Below are 18,331 nucleotides of genomic sequence, written 5' to 3' on the forward strand. Positions count from 1 at the left end.
TTTCGTATAACCGTAACCACCAAATACTTGCACCGCTTCAATCGCAACTTCAACAGCCGTCTTAGAAGCGAATAATTTCGCAATAGAAGCTTCTTTACCGCATGGTAATCCTTGCGCTCTTAGCGATGCCGCTCTGTATACAAGTAATCGCGCTGCTTCTACACTAGTCGCCATATCTGCAAGTTTGAATCCGATTCCTTGCTGCGCCGCAATTGGCTTGCCGAATTGCTCACGCTCTTTCGCATAATCAATCGCACATGCAAGCGCCGCTTCCGCGATTCCTAATGCCTGCGCTCCGATTCCAATTCGTCCAACATCTAAATTCGCCATTGCCACCTTAAATCCTTGTCCTTCTTCACCAAGTAAATTCTCGGCCGGCACTTTCATATCTTCAAACGTAAGTTGTACCGTGCGAGAACCAAGAAGTCCCATTTTATGCTCATCTTTGCCGATAACTAAGCCTGGTGTATCTTTCTCTACTATAAATGCAGAAATCCCACTTTTTCCTGCCTCTGGATTTGTAGAAGCGAATACAATGTATGTACTTGCTTCACCGCCATTTGTAATAAATACTTTCGATCCATTAATAATGTAGTGATCGCCTTTCTTTACAGCTCTTGATTTCAAACTCCCTGCATCTGATCCTGCATTTGGTTCTGTTAATGCAAATGCACCTAAATATTCACCAGTCGCAAGTTTAGAAACATATTTCTGCTTCTGTTCTTCTGTTCCAAAATATAAAATCGGGTTCATTCCAACTGACGTATGTACAGCTAAAATTACACCAACCGTTGCACTTACCTTTGAAATTTCCTCAATTGCTAAAATGTAAGAAATAAAATCCATTTCTGCCCCGCCATATTTTGCAGGCGCTGGAATACCCATTAGTCCAAGCTCACCCATCTTCTGCAAAATCTCTTTCGGGAACACCCCTTGTTCCATACTAGGAACAAAGGGAGCTATTTCCTTCTGCGCAAAATCTCGAACCATTTTCCTCATCATTTGTTGCTCTTCAGTAAAATGAAAGTTCATGTACTCCGCCTCCGTTTGCTATATATCTTTTTAATAATTTGGTAAGACCACTATTTTAATAAAAGGAGGACTTTATTCGTAAACGTAGAAACCACGGCCTGTTTTACGTCCTAACCATCCTGCATTCACATACTTGCGTAATAATGGACATGGGCGATATTTACTATCTCCTAATCCTTCATGCAACACTTCCATAATGTATAAACATGTATCTAAACCGATAAAATCAGCTAATGTAAGTGGTCCCATCGGATGATTCATACCTAGTTTCATTACTTCATCAATCGCTTCTTTCGTCGCTACACCTTCATATAACGTATAGATCGCTTCGTTAATCATCGGTAATAAAATACGGTTCGATACAAATCCTGGGAAATCATTTACTTCGACTGGCACTTTCCCGATTTTTTTCGTAATATCTTCAATTGTTTCATACACCTCATCATCTGTAGCTAAACCACGAATAATTTCAACAAGTTTCATAACTGGAACTGGATTCATAAAATGCATGCCAATTACTTTTTCTGGGCGTTTCGTTACTGCTGCAATTTCAGTAATTGGTAGAGAGGACGTATTCGTCGCTAAAATTGCGTGTTCTGGAGCGATTTCATCTAGATTCGCGAAAATTTTCTTTTTAATGTCCATTTTCTCAACAGCCGCTTCAATAACAAGATCCGCTTCCTTCACACAATCTAAATCAAGCGTTACTGTAAGGCGATTTAACGTCGCTTCCTTTTCTTCTTCCTTCATGCGCCCTTTTTCTACTTGACGCGCTAAGTTTTTCGTAATAATAGCCAATCCTCTGTCTAATTGCTCTTGTTTTAAATCTTGTACCTTCACATCATATCCTGCCATTGCACATACTTGTGCGATTCCCGAACCCATTTGTCCTGCACCAATTACAACTATTTTTTGTACACCCATTCTTTCTTCCCCCTTAATATAAATTGTTAATAAATCAAAAATCACCTACACGTAAATTAACAAACTTCAATCATAATTGCGTCACCTTGACCGCCACCGCTACAAATAGAAGCAATTCCAATTCCGCCGCCGCGCTGCTTCAGTGCGTGGATAAGTGTAACGATAATACGCGCTCCACTTGCTCCAATTGGATGTCCCATTGCCACTGCGCCGCCATTTACATTCAATTTATCTGGGTCAATTCCTGCAATCTCTGTACTTGCAATTGCTACCGCTGCAAATGCTTCATTAATCTCGAATAAATCGATATCTTCAATTGTCTTGCCTGTTTTTTTCAACAATTCGTTAATTGCATAACCTGGCGTTCTTGGGAAATCTTTAGACTCCACTGCAATTGCTGTATGTGCCAAAATTGTCGCTAATGGCTTTCTTCCTTCTTGCTTTGCTCTGTCTTCGCTCATTAATACGAGCGCAGCACCGCCATCATTTAGTCCAGGAGCATTACCCGCTGTCACTGCCGACGTCTTATCAAATACAGGTTTTAATTTCGCTAATTTTTCAATCGTTGTATCCGCGCGTGGCGCCTCATCTTTTTCAACGACAATAGGATCGCCTTTTCTTTGTGGAATCGTTACTGGCACGATTTCCTCTTCAAAACGTCCTTCTTTATGCGCTGAAACCGCACGCTGATGGCTACGATATGCCCATTCATCTTGCGCTTCGCGAGAGATTCCATCTTCCTTCGCAACTTCTCCGCCATAAACACCCATGTGTATACCTGAAAATGCGCATGTCAAGCCGTCAGCAACGTTTAAATCGATGATTTCGTTGTTCCCCATTCTGTATCCCCATCTTGCACCTCGTAAAATGTAAGGACTGTTACTCATCGACTCCATACCGCCAGCTACAATTAGTGATTGATCGCCAGTACGAATAATTTGATCCGCTAACGTAACCGCACGAAGCCCTGATGCACAAACTTTATTCACTGTTTCCGTCTGTACTTCCCAAGGGATTCCAGCAGCCCTCGCAGCTTGGCGCGATGGAATTTGCCCCTGTCCCCCTTGAATAACTGTTCCAAATATAACTTCCTCAACATCACTAGCAGAAACATTTGCTCTCTCAAGCGCTGCTTTAATTGCAATTCCCCCAAGTTCTGTCGCCTTCACGTCTTTTAAAGATCCTCCAAATTTCCCAACCGGTGTTCTTGCAGCACTTAAAATAACTGTTTTACTCATATCTATTTCCCCCATCTCTTTTTTTAGCACCGAGCGCTCGCTCGGTGTTCTTACGTTGAGAAGAGGTGCAATGATTGCACCTCTCTCTAAAGTTGTATTCATGCTTGCAGATTACATCGCTTCTTTCTTCTGTCCGATAACAGAGCGTTCTAAAATCTCTGTTACATCAAGAGTTTGAACCTTCTCTTCTACTTCTTTCGCTTTCGTCCCATCGCTAATCATCGTTAAGCAATATGGACAACCTGTACCGATAATGGATGGTTGCACAGCTAGTGCTTGTTCTGTACGAGCAACGTTAATACGTGAACCTGCTGTCTCTTCCATCCACATTAAGCCACCACCTGCGCCACAGCACATTCCGGTTTCACGGTTACGTGCCATTTCTACAAGATTCACACCAGGAATTGCTTTCAAAATATCGCGTGGCGCTTCGTATACTTCGTTGTATCTTCCTAAGTAACAGGAATCATGGTACGTAACTGTTTCCTCAATAGCGTGAACAGGTTTTAAGCGTCCTTCTTTCACCCACTGAGCTAACAATTCTGTATGATGATAGACTTCTGCTTGCAAGCCAAAGTCTGGATACTCATTTTTAAATGTGTTATAAGCGTGAGGATCAATCGTAACGATTTTCTTCACTCCTGCTTTTTCAAATTCCTCGATATTCTTTGTCGCCATCTCTTGGAAGACAAATTCATTTCCAAGACGTCGCGGTGTATCTCCAGAATTCTTTTCTTTATTACCAAGTATCGCGAATGAAATGCCTGCTTCGTTCATTAACTTCGCAAACGATATCGCAATCTTCTGACTACGATTATCATATGATCCCATTGAACCAACCCAGAATAAATATTCGAACTCCTCGCCAGCTTTCGATTTTTCTTTTACAGTTGGAACCGTTACTTCATCATCACCTTGGCGCCAAGTTTCACGCTCTTTACGGTTCAGTCCCCACGGATTCCCTTGACGCTCGATATTTGTCATCGCACGCTGCGCTTCCGCGTCCATCTTTCCTTCTGTTAGAACGAGATAGCGGCGTAAATCAATGATTTTGTCAACATGCTCATTCATAACCGGACACTGATCTTCACAGTTACGGCACGTTGTACAAGCCCAAATCTCTTCCTCTGTAATAACATCTCCGATTAAACTCGGATCGTAAGCAAGCGTTGTAGCTGCTGATTCTTGTTGCCCTTTCCCAGCTGCCATCATCGCTAACTGATTTCCTTGTGTATTATTAAAAGCAACTACTGGAACCCACGGTGCTTTTGATGTCACTGCTGCTCCTTTATCAGTTAAATGATCGCGAAGTTTTAAAATTAAATCCATCGGCGATAACATTTTCCCTGTCCCTGTTGCCGGGCACATATTTGTACAGCGACCACACTCTACGCAAGCGTATAAATCAATAAGCTGATTTTGTCTAAAGTCTTCGATTTTACCAACACCAAATGTTTCTTGCGTTTCATCTTCAAAGTCAATCTTTTCAAGTTTCCCTGGATTTGAAAGACGTCCGAAGAAAACGTTAACTGGTCCCGCAATTAAATGCGCGTGTTTTGATTGTGGAACATACACTAAAAATGTTAACAAAATTAGTAGATGCACCCACCAAGAGAAATAGAACACAGAAATGGCTGCGGTTTCATTTATTCCCGAGAAAACGTAAGCGATTGCAGAAGCGATCGGTTCACTCCATGAAAGCTCCTCGCCGTGCCATATAATTCCCATCCCATTACCAAGTAGCACAGAAATCATTAAGCCACCAATAAAGATAAGAACAAGGCCTGATTTGAAATTACGTTTTAAACGAACTAGCTTCTCAACATAACGTCTATGAAAAGCCCAAAAGACTGCAATTAAAATAACAAGTGTGACAATTTCCTGGAAGAATGTAAATGCAGGGTATAGTGGTCCAAGTGGAAGATGTGATCCTGGTGCGAGTCCTTTCCAAACGAAGTCAATTGCTCCAAATTGGACAAGAATAAATCCGTAAAAGAACATAACGTGAATAATGCCGCTCTTCTTATCTTTCAGCAGCTTTTTCTGACCGAAAACATTGACCTTAAGGAGATCCCAACGCTCTTTAAAACGACGGTCAAATTCAATCTTTTTTCCTAACTGTATGTAGGCCATCCTCGTCCGTATAAGATACACAAACAAATATCCCGCATAAGCAATAACAGCAATGGCAGCCAGCCAATTAATGATCAGTAAGCTATTCATTTTTATGCTACCCCTCTCTTTGTAAGCCCTCTTTCTTTTTTAGAATCTTCAAAAACATATAATTTTCTGAATTTTATCCCCTGTCTTCATTATATAATGAGTGAGCATTCAGTCAACAGTTTTTTGTTATACAACAACATATTTTTTAATAAAGCTGTTTATTTCGGTGAAACTATAAAGTGAAACTTTAATCCGTAGGGGGTTGTTTCCTCTCGCCCGATTCCTTTAAGTAAGCCTAATTTTTAAGTAGGAGGCTTACCGCCCCTTAATATGGGATAAGGTGAAGCCAATCGGGATTCTCCGGGCAGCCAGTAAAATGAAGGCGAAAAGAATGCAAAGGAGGGAATTCACTTATGTTCTTCTTATCTCTCTTGTTAATATGCGTTACTCTTTGGATCACAATTGACCTTTTATATGGGAGGATTCTTCATTTAAAGCGTGTGCGCTCTCGTACTTTCCCTTTACGTCAAAGTAATTTTCACCTTTATACATACGGGCAAGATTTATATGATGCTTTATTTACTGATATACAACAAGCAAAGCACCATGTGCACGTTTTATTCTTCATTGTAAAAAACGATAAAATCAGTCGTGAATTTTTAAAGTTACTTATCGATAAGGCACAGGAAGGAATTGAAGTAAGACTTTTACTCGATCGATTGGGAAGCCATTATTTATCAAACGAGGCAATTCGTTCCCTACAAAAACACGGCGTCTCTTTTTCATTTTGTCATAAAGTGAAATTTCCTTTTCCGTTCTTTTCTGCAAATCAAAGAAACCATAGAAAAATTACAGTTATTGACGGGAAAATTGGTTATATTGGTGGGTTTAATATTGGAGAAGAATATTTAGGGCATAATCAAAAATTAGGATTATGGCGCGATTATCATTTACGCCTTACAGGAGAAGGAATACAAGATTTACAAAAGCAATTTTTACATGATTGGCTCGACGATACGAACCAAAATTTATTAGATTCACCTCTTTATTTTCCTAAGCAACAACCAGGAATCATTCTACATCGTTTTATCCCTACTGATGGTGCCTATTTGCAAAATACATTTTTACATTTAATTGAAAGTGCGGAAAAAGAACTCTTTATCGGTACACCATATTTCATTCCTGGGAAGAAAATTATGAATGCATTATTAAAAGCGCGAAAACGTGGGGTCCAAATCACGGTTCTCGTTCCAGAAAAAGCGGATCACGCCCTTGTTCGCGAAGCAAAATTCCCATATTGCCGAAAGTTAATACAAGCTGGGTGTAATATTTACGCATTTCAACAAGGGTTTTTTCACGCTAAAGTTATTATAGTCGATGATTATATTTGTGATATTGGAACTGCAAACTTTGATATGAGAAGTTTATATATTAACCATGAAATCAACTGCCTTTTATATGATAAACATTTTATACAAACAGTAAAAAACAAATTCCATGAAGATCTAGAAAATGCGTCATTACTTTCCTTTAAAGATGTTAGCCCGCATTCTCTTATTGATAGGGGAAAAGAATGGGTAGGAACGATACTTGCTTTCTTTCTATAGGAAAGATAATGGATAAAGGAGATGTATTCATTATGATTATGCGTTTCGGATATGTCTCACATGCAATGGCACTCTGGGACTGTTCTCCGGCTAAAACGATGACATTTACAAGCTTTCAAAAGCTTAATAAACAAGAACGAGAAGATAAATTATACGATGTTACACGGCAAAATCTCGAGCATACAATACGTATTCTTCATTACAATATAGCGCATGAAATTCCATTATATCGCTTATCTTCTTCCATCGTCCCACTTGCAACGCATCCCGAAGTCGAGTTTGATTATATCGGTGCATTTACACCGTTTTGGCGTAAAATTGGGGCATTAATTAAAGAACACAATTTACGAGTAAGTTTTCATCCAAATCAATTTACGCTATTTACAAGCGACAAGCCACATATTACAACTAACGCTATTACAGATATGGCCTATCATTATAAAGTATTAGATGCAATAGGAATTGCAGATTCTTCTTATATTAACATCCATGTAGGTGGTGCCTATGGAAATAAAGAACAAGCAGTTGGACGTTTCCATGAAAACATAAAAAAACTTCCTGCACATATAAAAGAGCAAATGACGCTTGAAAATGATGATAAAACATATACAACTGCTGAAACTTTATCGATTTGCCAAAAAGAAAAGATTCCATTCGTATTTGATTATCATCATCACATGGCAAACCTTTGCGAGGAACCGCTAGAAGTGTTACTCCCTGCAATTTTTGAAACTTGGTCACATACAAATGTCCCTCCTAAAGTTCACATTTCCTCCCCTAAATCAAAAAAAGAATTTAGGGCTCACTCTGAATATATTGATTTAGAGTTTATTAAGCCTTTCTTACACATTGCAAAAAAAATCAACCATAATTTCGATATTATGATTGAAAGTAAACAGAAAGATTTAGCAATGCTGCAATTAATACATGAATTATCCTCTATAAGAGGGATAAAAAGAGTAAATAGCTCAACATTACAATGGTAAATTGTAATGTTGAGCTATTTTTTTCAAAAAAAGTAATTTTTATAGTAAAAAACAACCTATTGTATATGCTATGATTGGAATTAGCATTTTCCACCTGCGATTCAACTTTATTGAAACGGAGCCATAATATGATTAATCAAAAAAAATATGTACACTTTGTCACGATGTATATAATTATATTTTCCCTTTGGATATTTCTTATCCCTAAGGACTTGAATATAAAAGAAATTGGAATTCTCTTCTTATTTTGTTTTGCTGCACTCTTTTCTTGCTATTGCTTATATAAAGCTATTAAGAAAATGAAGCGTAGTGATAAATTATTTTGGGTTTTATTACTCTGCACTTGCATATGCGGACTAACTATGGAAATAACTTTATTCCTTCATTCACTTTCTATATATGATCAAGTCATATTCTCATATAAGGCATTGCCCTTTTTCATCATACAATATATTTTGCTCTTTTCTGGGTTTGCTATCAAATTCATAAAACATTACTCTATTAGAGGCCTTGCTCAATTTTCATTCGATAGCATCTTTATTGTTATTATGAATATTTATTTTACCTTAACTTTTATTTTGGACCTCTCAAGCTTTCGTATGTTAACAACAGATCACTGGGTTTTAATTGGATACTTTATTGCACAAGCATTAGTAATTTACGCCGTTATTAGCCTATATAGACGAGAACAATATTCTGCTAGCAGAATTTCATTAATTATCGGTTTTACTATCATACTTGTGTACGGGTATATACATCTGTTCCAACTAAACATGGGGATGAAAACTTCTTCTGAAGTCTCTTATTTAGTACATACTGCTTCAATTTTATTAATTGGTTTATCTTCCATACTATACATTTTGGACAAACCAATGCAGCATGAAACGAAAACAAAGTATTATCGATTTGATTATGTGCGCTTTATATTACCCTATTTCAGTATAATCATTACTTTTTCCTTTATTCTTATTCAACCTTGGGATGATAAGTTCATGCTAATCGGTCTAGTATTATCACTCATCTTATTATTCCTACGACAACTTTACATGTGGAAAGATAATCAAGCACTAATCGATACATATGAACAGTTGACTACACAACTAGAAGGCAAAGTAGAAGAGGGTGCATCTGCGTTATCAAAGAGTGAACAACGCTATAAATCATTATTCGAAGATCATCCTGATGCCGTTTTCTCTTTAAATATGGATGGTATTTTCCAACAATCTAATACAGCTTGTGAAAGCTTATTTACTGCCTACTATTGTGAAGTAGAAAGCTATTCTCTTCTACACTTTATTGACTCAAAAGACCATGATCTACTAAAGAAAGCTTTACAAATAACAAAAGAAGGTAGACCACAAACTTTAGAAGTTCGCACAAAAGAAAAAGAAGGCTATTACTATTACCTTCACGTTACACTCATCCCTACTTTCATAAACAAAGAAGTTGTTGGGATGTTCGGCATAGCACGTGATATTACAACTTTATATGAAAAACAAAAACAAGTAGAACATTTAGCCTTTCATGATGCACTGACTGGATTACCAAATCGCCGAAAGTTTGAAAAAGATTTAAAGAACATTTTAAATATAGCTCAAACTAGCGCAAATGATGTTGCCGTCATGTTCCTTGATTTAGATCGATTCAAAAAAATTAACGATAGACTTGGTCACGACGTCGGAGATCTATTATTAATTGAAGTAGCAAAAAGGTTACGCAGTTGCTTGCGTTCGAAGGATATCGTTGCTCGCCAAGGCGGAGATGAGTTTACAATTCTATTACCAGATATGTACTCAGAAAAAAGTGCTGCTTTTATAGCTGAACAAATTTTAACCATTTTAAACAAACCATTCTTCATTAAAGACGAAGAACTATCTATTACACCGAGTATCGGTATTGCCATGTATCCTGATTACGGAACCGATGTTACTGAATTAATGAAAAATGCCGATATGGCTATGTATCGCGCGAAAGCAAATGGGAAAAACAGATTTGTTTTCTTCTCAAAAGAAATGAGTATCGCCCAAAATGAAATTCAATTCTTAGAAGGCGAACTTGCAAAAGCATTACAACAAAATGAATTTTTCCTTGAATATCAGCCACAAGTAAGTACGAAAACAAAACAAATTATCGGTTTTGAAGCATTAATTCGTTGGAAGCACCCAAAACTCGGCATCGTGTCTCCTGCCCAATTCATTCCTCTAGCGGAGGAAACCGGATTTATTATTGAACTTGGAAATTGGATTTTACGTACGGCTTGCTTAGAGGCAAAAAGATGGCATAATCAAGGGTTTTCTCACTTAAAAGTTGGTGTGAATTTATCTGTTGTTCAATTTAACCATGCAGATTTAATCCCTACTATTTCAAAAGTGTTAGAAGAAACCGAACTAAAATCAGAAGCACTAGATATCGAAATCACAGAAAGTATCGCAATTAATCAAAATCAATCTGTCATTTCCAAACTAGAACAGCTTCAAAATCTCGGTATTCAAATTTCAATCGATGACTTTGGAACTGGTTATAGTTCTTTAGCTTATTTAACAAAATACCCAATCAACACATTAAAAATTGCTCGAGAGTTTATTTGCGGAATTACAAATAGTCCTTTAGAGGAAGCGATTATCTCCTCCATCATTACACTATCTAAAGAACTAAATTTAGAAGTTATTGCAGAAGGTGTAGAGACGGAAGAACAATGGAAGTTTTTATATGAACAAAACTGTGACCACATTCAAGGATTCCTTATTAGCAAGCCTGTTTCTAGTAAAGACGTTTGGATGTTACTACACAAAAAAACAACCGTCTAAGTAAGACGGTTGTTTTTTAATATTCATAAGGTACTTCTCCAGCTAATTGTACCTCTTGATTATTGTGAGAAATTATTTGACTTTTCTCTAATGCTGTATCTCCTAATGAAATACCCCATGCCATCGCTAACGTTAATAGACTACCAATAAGTAGTTTCTTCATATTCCATCACCCGCATTTTTTTATTTAAATATATCATGAAAATTTATCCATACATTATGCAATTATGCATATTTATTTTTTAGATCTTTTTTATTTCTTCATTTTTTTCATAAGTGATTCTTTTAATGTATGGTTTCCTAATATATCAAAAAAGAAACACGCTTTTTCATAAGCATCTTCAATTTCCGCTCTATCACACCCTAGCTTTGCTAGGCATTCACCTTTTCGAAAGTATAACTGTCCAATTAATGTCATACTATTAATTTGGCACGATAGTTCAATAGCTTTATTTGCGTGGCAAAGCGCTTCTTCGTATTGATTATCTGAGAATAATGCTTTTGCATGATTATGTCTCACCTTCACATCAAATTCTTTATTATCATGCAATGTCTCTAATTGTTTTAATATATTTTCAAATAAATCAATACCCTTCTTCAAATAACCATTTTCAGCATAAATATTTGCAATTGCGTTTTCAATATAAAGATTCTGATATACATCTATTCCTACCAATTGTTGATTGAGCAATTTCTTTAATTCTAAAATACAATATTCATAATCGATTTTTTTTAATATGTAAGCAGCTACATAATATTGCCATTGAAGAAATTGCTGAAGCTCGGGATGATATTCTTCCTTTTTCAACTCATTGCATACCCTATTATAAATTTCTTTATATTTCTTTTGCTTACAAAGCATAATAATTTGATCTTTTAACTGCTTATTCCTCTCAATATCAGAATAAATGAGTACCTCATAAAAATGAATAATGGGAACTTGTAATTTTGCTGCAATACCTTGCAATATATCCATACTTGGGTATACCGCGCCTGATTCAATTCGGCTCACTTCCGATTGATGACATATGTTCTCGGATAACTGTTTTTGTGTTAATCCCCTCATTACCCTAATTTTCTTAATTTCACTTCCTAATTTTTCTGCGTGCATACTTACTCACCATCCATTATAACAATATAATTTGTTAAGTTGTCATACCACTACAATAATGTGAATTCGACAATTTTTGACATGAAATAATGCATAATATATATAAAATTCGGCAAATTCTTCATACAATTCGTCTCACATACAATAATAGATTAGTGGTTTTATAGATAAATTATAGAAAATTCGCCCGTGCCTTCGTTACATTCGGTTTTTTTTCCTTTATTAGCAGTAGCAGAAGTTATTCACACCCAAGAATTAGACAGAAATAAAGTAAAATTTGAAATTACTTAGCCTAATTTAACGCTTAAAAAATTACACAACCTCAAAATGATACGAAAAAATATGCTGAAAAAGTATTTAAAAGGTGAGATAAATGAGGCGAAAGCTCAACAAAAGTGAATGACAACTGAAATGAATGTAGATTCCCAACCTACAAATAAAGCAACAAAAGAAAATCAAACCGAAGCTCGCCTTGCACAAACATATAAACACTATAAAGTATATGGCCAAGATCTTATTGTAAAAGTAGATAAAAATGGAGTAATCACAACTGTTAGTGGTAAAGTTATCCAAAACTTAAATCAACAACCTAATCTTACTATAACAAATTTTTTGTCGAAAAATGAAGTAAAATCTAAATTACACGATATACTTCAAATTCTGAGCGATGCGACTGTGACAAAACTCTCTATTGAAATACTTGTTTATAAGAAAAAAGAAGCTTACCACTCATAGGTAAACTTCTTTTCATATCCATCCCTTTTCTTCCGCAATTGTAATTGCCTCAATTCTATTTTTCGCATCAAGCTTCGTTAATACTTCAGAAATATAATTACGTACTGTACCAGGCGAAAGATAGAGCGCCTTCGCAATTTCATTTGCCGTCTTTCCTTCTTTCGCAAGTAGCAATACTTCTTTTTCACGATCTGATAACGGATTTTGCTCCTGCCATAAGCCGAACATCAAATCTTGAGAAATCTCTCGCTTTCCTTTCATTACATTACGAATCGCTGCAGCTAAATCTTCACTTGGGCTATCTTTTAATAAATATCCGTGCACGCCAGCTTTCATTGCTCGTTCAAAATATCCAGGGCGCGCAAATGTTGTTAAAATCATTACTTTGCATGCTGATTTTTCTTTCTGTAACGTTTCCGCAACATCTAATCCGCTTTGAATTGGCATTTCAATATCCATAATGCTTACATCAGGTTGTAGCGATTCAATTAGTTTTAACGCCTCTTCCCCATTGGCAGCTTGCCCAATTACTTCAATATCATCTTCTAGATCAAGTAGGGCCCCTAATGCACCACGAAGCATCCGCTGATCTTCTGCAATAATAATTCGAATCATGCCCTCACCTCATCTTTTCCTGTTCTAATGACAACTGGTACTTTTACTATTAATAGTGTCCCTGGATTGATTGTGCCCAGTTCAACAAACCCGTCAATAAGAGCGATGCGCTCTTTCATACCACGAATGCCATTTCCATCATGGTTTTGATCTGCTAAACCAACTCCATTATCTTCTACTGTCAAAATTAATTCACCTTGTGATTCTAGTACAGAAACTGTGCAACGCGTCGCTTTACTATGCTTTACAACATTCGTCACAGCCTCACGTAAACACATTCCTAAAATATTTTGTTCAATTGGTGATAACGAACTTGCACTCGTTTCTTGTTTTATTTCTAATTCAATAGTAGCAGCTTGTAAGATTGCTTTTATTTGCTCAAGCTCTTCTTCCACTGTAATCATACGCATATCAGAGATTAATTCCCTTAGCTGCTTTAAAGCGGTACGAGATGTTTGTGTAATTTCCTTCGCTTCCGCACTTGCACGCTCCGGATTTTTAACAATTAACTTCTCCACGAGCTGACTTTTTAAAGTAATGAGTGATAACGTATGTCCTAACGTATCATGAAGATCTCTTGCGATCCGCTGCCGCTCTTCACGTTTTACTAAGTCTTTAATTTGCTCATTCGCTTCGTTTAATTGATTTCTTAACATCTTTTTTTGATTAAAGTTGCGCATACCAAATGGCGTAATAAGCATTAAAATAAACATCGGAACAATATTCACTAAACTTGTAGTTGATATTTGATTCATATTTACAAATATAAAAATTCCAAGCATTACAGCTAACAAACTTAACAACACTCGAAACTCTTTCTTATTTGGCGCAAACCCTATCGCACTTGCTGTGAAAAAACCAAAGAATATCATGAAGGCATTATAATAAAAAGCAAATAGCAGTGTGAGTATCATTTGCATACATGCCCATAAAACGAAAGTCTTATTAACAAAATAAAGTTGACGGTATGTGATAACAAAAAGTATCAACATACCACTCCCCATTACAAGCTTCCATCCCGATGCTTGTGCTAGATGGTAAATTGGAAATAACAGATACACAAGCCACATATACGGGAAGAAACCCATCTGTTTCGGAAAAATCTCAATCCTCTTCTTCTCTATCATTTATACCGCTTCCTGTCTTTTTCTTATATATATTGATATTACAACAAATATAAGGAAATAACCTCCTAATACCGCGATATTTTCCCAACCAACTGATTTTCCAGCTACAATATCCCATGCACCGCTTCCGAAATGATATGTTGGTGTCCATTCACCGATAGATCTTAATATTTTCGGGAATACTTCGATCGGCATCCATAACCCGCCAATTACGGCTAGACTCATATTTAAAATATTAGCTAAACCCGCCGCTGCATCGGCCTTCTTAATAGAACCTATTACTGTTCCTAACGCTAAAAATGGTGTTACACCTAACAACAACCATAATCCAGCGCCAATCCATTGCCCTACTGTTAACTCAACATGATTAATTAATATTCCTGCGATAAAGATAACTAAGATTGAAAAAGCATTCACTACAGTTTGAGCGATGATTTTGGCTGTTATATATGCCCCCTCTGGAAGTGGTGTAATTTTTAACAAATGTGTCCATCCTTGCCCCTTTTCCTGAGAAATCCTTACACCGAAACTAAAAAGTGCCGTCCCTACAATACTAAACGTCGCCATTGAGATTAAATAATGCGCTTTCCAAGCATCTCCGTTTTGTGGCACTTGAATAACATTTGTGAAAATGTAGTAAAACATAACTGGCATTAGTAATGAGAAAAAGATAAACAATTTATTACGAAACGTACGTAAAATTTCTATTTTGCATTGCATCCATAAAGCTCTCATGCGATTCCCTCCTCCTGATTTGCGATAAACTGTTCAAATGCTTCATCAAGACTTCCACGTTCAACTGAAACATCTGTTACAGGTAAGTTCTTTTGATAAATCGCTTTTAAAGTTGCATCTGTATCTTCAGTTGTTAAAGTGAAGTGCCCTTCGTTTGACTGTACTTCGGTTACGTTTGGTAATTCTTTTAGTAATTTTGCAGGAATACTTTCCTTCGAATAAAACTTGATTGTTTTTCGCGAAATCGTCGCCTTCATCTCATCTGGTGTACCATCTGCGATAATCTTTCCATTCGCAAATAATAAAATGCGATTCGCCAATGCATCCGCTTCTTCTAAATAGTGCGTTGTTAAAATAATTGTTTTCCCTTCACTTGCTAACTTTCGAATTGTTTCCCAAAACGTTCTTCGAGACGTAATATCCATTCCAACTGTCGGCTCATCTAAAAATAACAAATCAGGATTTCCTGCAAGTGCGAGTGCAAAGTTTAACCTTCTTTTTTGCCCACCTGATAATTTCTCACATCTTTGCTTTCGCTCCGATTCTAAATTTGATAACTGTAGTAACGTTTCTTTCGCTACCGGATTCGTATAATAACTACGGAATAACTCAATTGCCTCTTCTACTGTAATGCTATCAATGACACTTACTTCTTGTAACATCGCACCGAGGCTATTACGAACATCTCTATGTTTGGGACTCTTTCCAAATATAGAAACAGTTCCTTCCGTCGGATCCTTTAATCCAAGCATCATCGACATCGTCGTCGTTTTCCCTGCACCATTCGGTCCAAGTAGTGCTACAATTTCTCCTTTATTCACACAAAATGAGACGTTATTTACTGCCTTTTTATATTTAAATGTTTTAGAAACACCATTTACTTCTATAATCTTTTCCATCTCTCCACCCCCGCTGTTTCTTATATTTACATTGTACGTGTTGGAAAACTTAGGAAACAGTATGATGCGTCATGACATCGATATGACAATTGTCATGTATTCCTTATGAGAGGAATCAGCCCACATACCGCAAGCGAGTAGCAGGACGAAAATAAACATGATACAATCGGATAAGATATACATTCGAGGAAGGACAGTGGTTTTCATGATTATTCGTAATGAACAAGATTTAGAAGGCTTACGAAAAATCGGCCGCATCGTTGCACTTGCACGTGAAGAAATGAAAAAAGAAGCGAAGCCAGGTATGACAACGAAAGAGCTTGATTTGATCGGTAAAAAAGTATTAGATGAGCATGGTGCTATTTCTGCACCTGAAAAAGAATATGATTTCCCAGGTGTAACTTGCATCAGTGTAAACGAAGAAGTTGCTCACGGTATTCCAGGAGATCGCGTATTAAAAGAAGGCGACTTAGTAAATGTCGACGTATCTGCTGCACTTGATGGCTATTATGCAGATACAGGTATTTCATTTGTACTTGGAGAAGATGAAGCAAAAGAAAAGCTTTGCCAAGCAGCGGTTGATGCATTTTGGGCAGCGATGAAAAAGGTGAAAGCTGGTTCCAAACAAAACCAAATTGGTCGTGCTGTTTCAAACTTTGCACATAAAAATGGATATAATGTAATTCAAAACTTAACTGGTCACGGTATTGGTCTTAGCTTACACGAAGCACCAAACCACATTTTAAGCTACTTTGACCCAATGGATAATGCGCTTCTAAAAGACGGTCTTGTTATCGCTGTAGAACCATTCATTTCTATGAAAGCTGATCACATTATCGAACGTGGCGATGATGGTTGGACATTCGTTACACCTGATAAAAGCCTTGTTGCACAATGTGAACATACAGTTGTCGTAACACGCGGCGAGCCGATAATCTTAACAGAAATCTAATACCAAAAACGGCTGTTTTGTAGATTTATTCCACATAAAACAGCCGTTTTTATTTTTGGGAAAATATGTGAACTATTGTTGAACTCTTTATCATTTAAGTATATAATCTTTAGCGGAGGTTACTTAAGCTTATCTTTACTAAAAAGATATTGTAACTAAGGAGGAAAACACCTTCTTTCTTATTGTTTAAACAGTCTCAAAAATGACCGTAGTAACGTGTTAGTCGAATATTCTGTAATCCTTATATTTCTCTAACAATGTAAGAAACTATCATCTTTCAACTTCGGTCCACTAATCGCACAACTCTCTTTAGACAAAATAAATGACTAATTTCAAAGTACATATTGTCTTCATTCTGACCAAAACCAACCCTATCTAGATTTTTATTTCCACATAACTTTAAGGCAAAAATAAGCCTTCACAAAGGGATACACTACCTTGGTTAGTATGTATCGTAAAACTTACCTTTATAACCATTCTTTTTTACTAGATATACATGAAAACTATCTCACATATAAAGGTCTGATATCATTCTTTATATCAGTATTTTTTTCGACATTTTTTGTCGAATTGTGTATATTTCCACAGAACTGTGTAAATATACATTTTGTTTTACGTTAAATACTATTACTTTGAACATAATCCTGTTTGTCTGAGAACGCGTATAGAAACGGAGGAATAACCAAAAATAAATAGCTTATAACAAATACTTTTAATATTCCATTTGTTCATGTGGAATAAGTCCCCAATGGACAAATGAATGTTCAGAGGAGGAAAAATGAAAAAACTTTTCAATGTATGTTTAATTGTATTCGTACTATTTTCGCAACTTGCTAGTTTTCCATACAATCAAGTAAGAGCGGAAACCTTAACAGGAGATTCCTTATTTGACACTGTTGAAATGAAAGATGCAACGGATCACATTATTGACGAAGCAAAAAATCCTAACAACTTAATAAAGATAGGATCAACCATTCAAGTAGAATATGCTTGGTCAATAAAGGATCAACAAGTTGTACATGCAAACGATACAGCGATAATTCAAATACCACTTGCATTAAAAGTATCTAAAGATTTGCAAGGAGATTTAGTAACAGATCAAAAAAATATTGGTCAATATTTTATAACAGCTAAAGATAATAAATTAAAGCTGATATTTAATGATCAAGTAGAAAATTCTAAAGATGCTAAAGGAAAAATCAAAGTTGATACTGTGTTTAACCCAACTTTAAAAACTGGAGAAAAATCAGTTCAAATCGCTTTCCCTTTAGGAACACTGGTGCAGCCTATATCGGTTCCTGTTCAAGTAGAAGATTCTAAAGAAGATAGCACCGAACAGGATACTAATAAACAAGTGCAAGATCCAGTAGCTAAACCTGTTACTGGTAATACGGAGCAAG

16 protein-coding genes are annotated in these 18,331 nt (G+C 36.4%); 6 read left to right on the forward strand and 10 right to left on the reverse strand.

All coding sequences use genetic code 11. The features are described 5' to 3' along the window. From GFJ36_RS27290 to GFJ36_RS27305, 4 genes are all read right to left on the reverse strand, one after another. Window positions 1–1,032: acyl-CoA dehydrogenase (locus GFJ36_RS27290; protein WP_157349810.1), on the reverse strand; the 1,032-nt coding region annotated here is incomplete at its 3' end. A 72-nt stretch (window positions 1,033–1,104) separates the two neighbouring features. Then, window positions 1,105–1,956, reverse strand: a complete 852-nt coding sequence (locus GFJ36_RS27295) for a 3-hydroxybutyryl-CoA dehydrogenase (RefSeq protein WP_000538863.1) — start codon at window positions 1,954–1,956, stop codon at window positions 1,105–1,107. A 56-nt stretch (window positions 1,957–2,012) separates the two neighbouring features. Continuing rightward, window positions 2,013–3,296 carry an acetyl-CoA C-acetyltransferase gene (locus GFJ36_RS27300; protein ID WP_098230433.1) on the reverse strand — a complete coding sequence of 428 codons (1,284 nt, stop codon included), beginning with the start codon at window positions 3,294–3,296 and terminating at the stop codon, window positions 2,013–2,015. Between the two features lie 9 nt (window positions 3,297–3,305). After that, the gene (locus GFJ36_RS27305; RefSeq protein WP_001086763.1) at window positions 3,306–5,417 is read right to left on the reverse strand and encodes a (Fe-S)-binding protein; all 2,112 of its coding nucleotides are present in this window, start codon (window positions 5,415–5,417) and stop codon (window positions 3,306–3,308) included. A 353-nt stretch (window positions 5,418–5,770) separates the two neighbouring features. On the opposite strand from GFJ36_RS27305, the gene cls reads away from it, so the two are divergent. From cls to GFJ36_RS27320, 3 genes are all read left to right on the forward strand, one after another. After that, window positions 5,771–6,964, forward strand: a complete 1,194-nt coding sequence (cls, locus tag GFJ36_RS27310) for a cardiolipin synthase (RefSeq protein ID WP_088064872.1) — start codon at window positions 5,771–5,773, stop codon at window positions 6,962–6,964. A 32-nt stretch (window positions 6,965–6,996) separates the two neighbouring features. After that, a complete protein-coding gene (uvsE, locus tag GFJ36_RS27315) occupies window positions 6,997–7,950 on the forward strand; it encodes a UV DNA damage repair endonuclease UvsE (RefSeq protein WP_141542779.1) in 954 nt (317 codons plus the stop codon). A gap of 128 nt (window positions 7,951–8,078) precedes the next feature. Next, complete coding sequence (locus GFJ36_RS27320; RefSeq protein ID WP_088608227.1) at window positions 8,079–10,757, forward strand: DUF4084 domain-containing protein; 2,679 nt, start codon at window positions 8,079–8,081, stop codon at window positions 10,755–10,757. Window positions 10,758–10,773: 16 nt separating this feature from the next. Here GFJ36_RS27320 and GFJ36_RS27325 read toward each other — a convergent pair whose 3' ends face one another. Both GFJ36_RS27325 and GFJ36_RS27330 read right to left on the reverse strand, forming a co-directional pair. Further along, window positions 10,774–10,920 carry a quorum-sensing peptide PapR gene (locus GFJ36_RS27325; RefSeq protein WP_097889520.1) on the reverse strand — a complete coding sequence of 49 codons (147 nt, stop codon included), beginning with the start codon at window positions 10,918–10,920 and terminating at the stop codon, window positions 10,774–10,776. 90 nt (window positions 10,921–11,010) lie between these two features. Beyond that, complete coding sequence (locus tag GFJ36_RS27330) at window positions 11,011–11,868, reverse strand: helix-turn-helix domain-containing protein (protein ID WP_097889519.1); 858 nt, start codon at window positions 11,866–11,868, stop codon at window positions 11,011–11,013. Between the two features lie 411 nt (window positions 11,869–12,279). Between GFJ36_RS27330 and GFJ36_RS27335 the strand changes: the two genes are divergently transcribed. Further along, entirely contained in the window at window positions 12,280–12,603 is a 324-nt protein-coding gene (locus tag GFJ36_RS27335; RefSeq protein ID WP_141542778.1) for a bacillolysin, read from the forward strand. 12 nt (window positions 12,604–12,615) lie between these two features. On the opposite strand, the gene GFJ36_RS27340 is transcribed toward GFJ36_RS27335, so the two are convergent. From GFJ36_RS27340 to GFJ36_RS27355, 4 genes are read right to left on the reverse strand one after another with little or no spacing between them, the layout of a single operon-like run. Continuing rightward, complete coding sequence (locus GFJ36_RS27340; protein ID WP_000619265.1) at window positions 12,616–13,218, reverse strand: response regulator transcription factor; 603 nt, start codon at window positions 13,216–13,218, stop codon at window positions 12,616–12,618. Continuing rightward, the gene (locus tag GFJ36_RS27345) at window positions 13,215–14,345 is read right to left on the reverse strand and encodes a sensor histidine kinase (RefSeq protein ID WP_097907574.1); all 1,131 of its coding nucleotides are present in this window, start codon (window positions 14,343–14,345) and stop codon (window positions 13,215–13,217) included. Before GFJ36_RS27345 ends, GFJ36_RS27340 begins: the two co-directional genes overlap by 4 nt. Further along, entirely contained in the window at window positions 14,346–15,080 is a 735-nt protein-coding gene (locus tag GFJ36_RS27350; protein WP_087985991.1) for an ABC transporter permease, read from the reverse strand. It lies immediately after the preceding gene. Beyond that, on the reverse strand, window positions 15,077–15,979 hold the full coding sequence (locus tag GFJ36_RS27355; RefSeq protein WP_098230434.1) for an ABC transporter ATP-binding protein: 903 nt from the start codon (window positions 15,977–15,979) through the stop codon (window positions 15,077–15,079). The genes GFJ36_RS27350 and GFJ36_RS27355 overlap by 4 nt, the downstream gene beginning before the upstream one ends. Before the next feature lie 157 nt (window positions 15,980–16,136). Between GFJ36_RS27355 and map the strand changes: the two genes are divergently transcribed. Then, entirely contained in the window at window positions 16,137–16,931 is a 795-nt protein-coding gene (map, locus tag GFJ36_RS27360) for a type I methionyl aminopeptidase (protein WP_097889515.1), read from the forward strand. A 778-nt stretch (window positions 16,932–17,709) separates the two neighbouring features. Beyond that, on the forward strand, window positions 17,710–18,331 hold a 622-nt coding region (locus GFJ36_RS27365), incomplete at its 3' end, for an Ig-like domain-containing protein (protein ID WP_242016039.1).

This window comes from Bacillus sp. EE-W1 (genome assembly GCF_009760835.1).
Lineage (GTDB): Bacteria > Bacillota > Bacilli > Bacillales > Bacillaceae_G > Bacillus_A > Bacillus_A wiedmannii.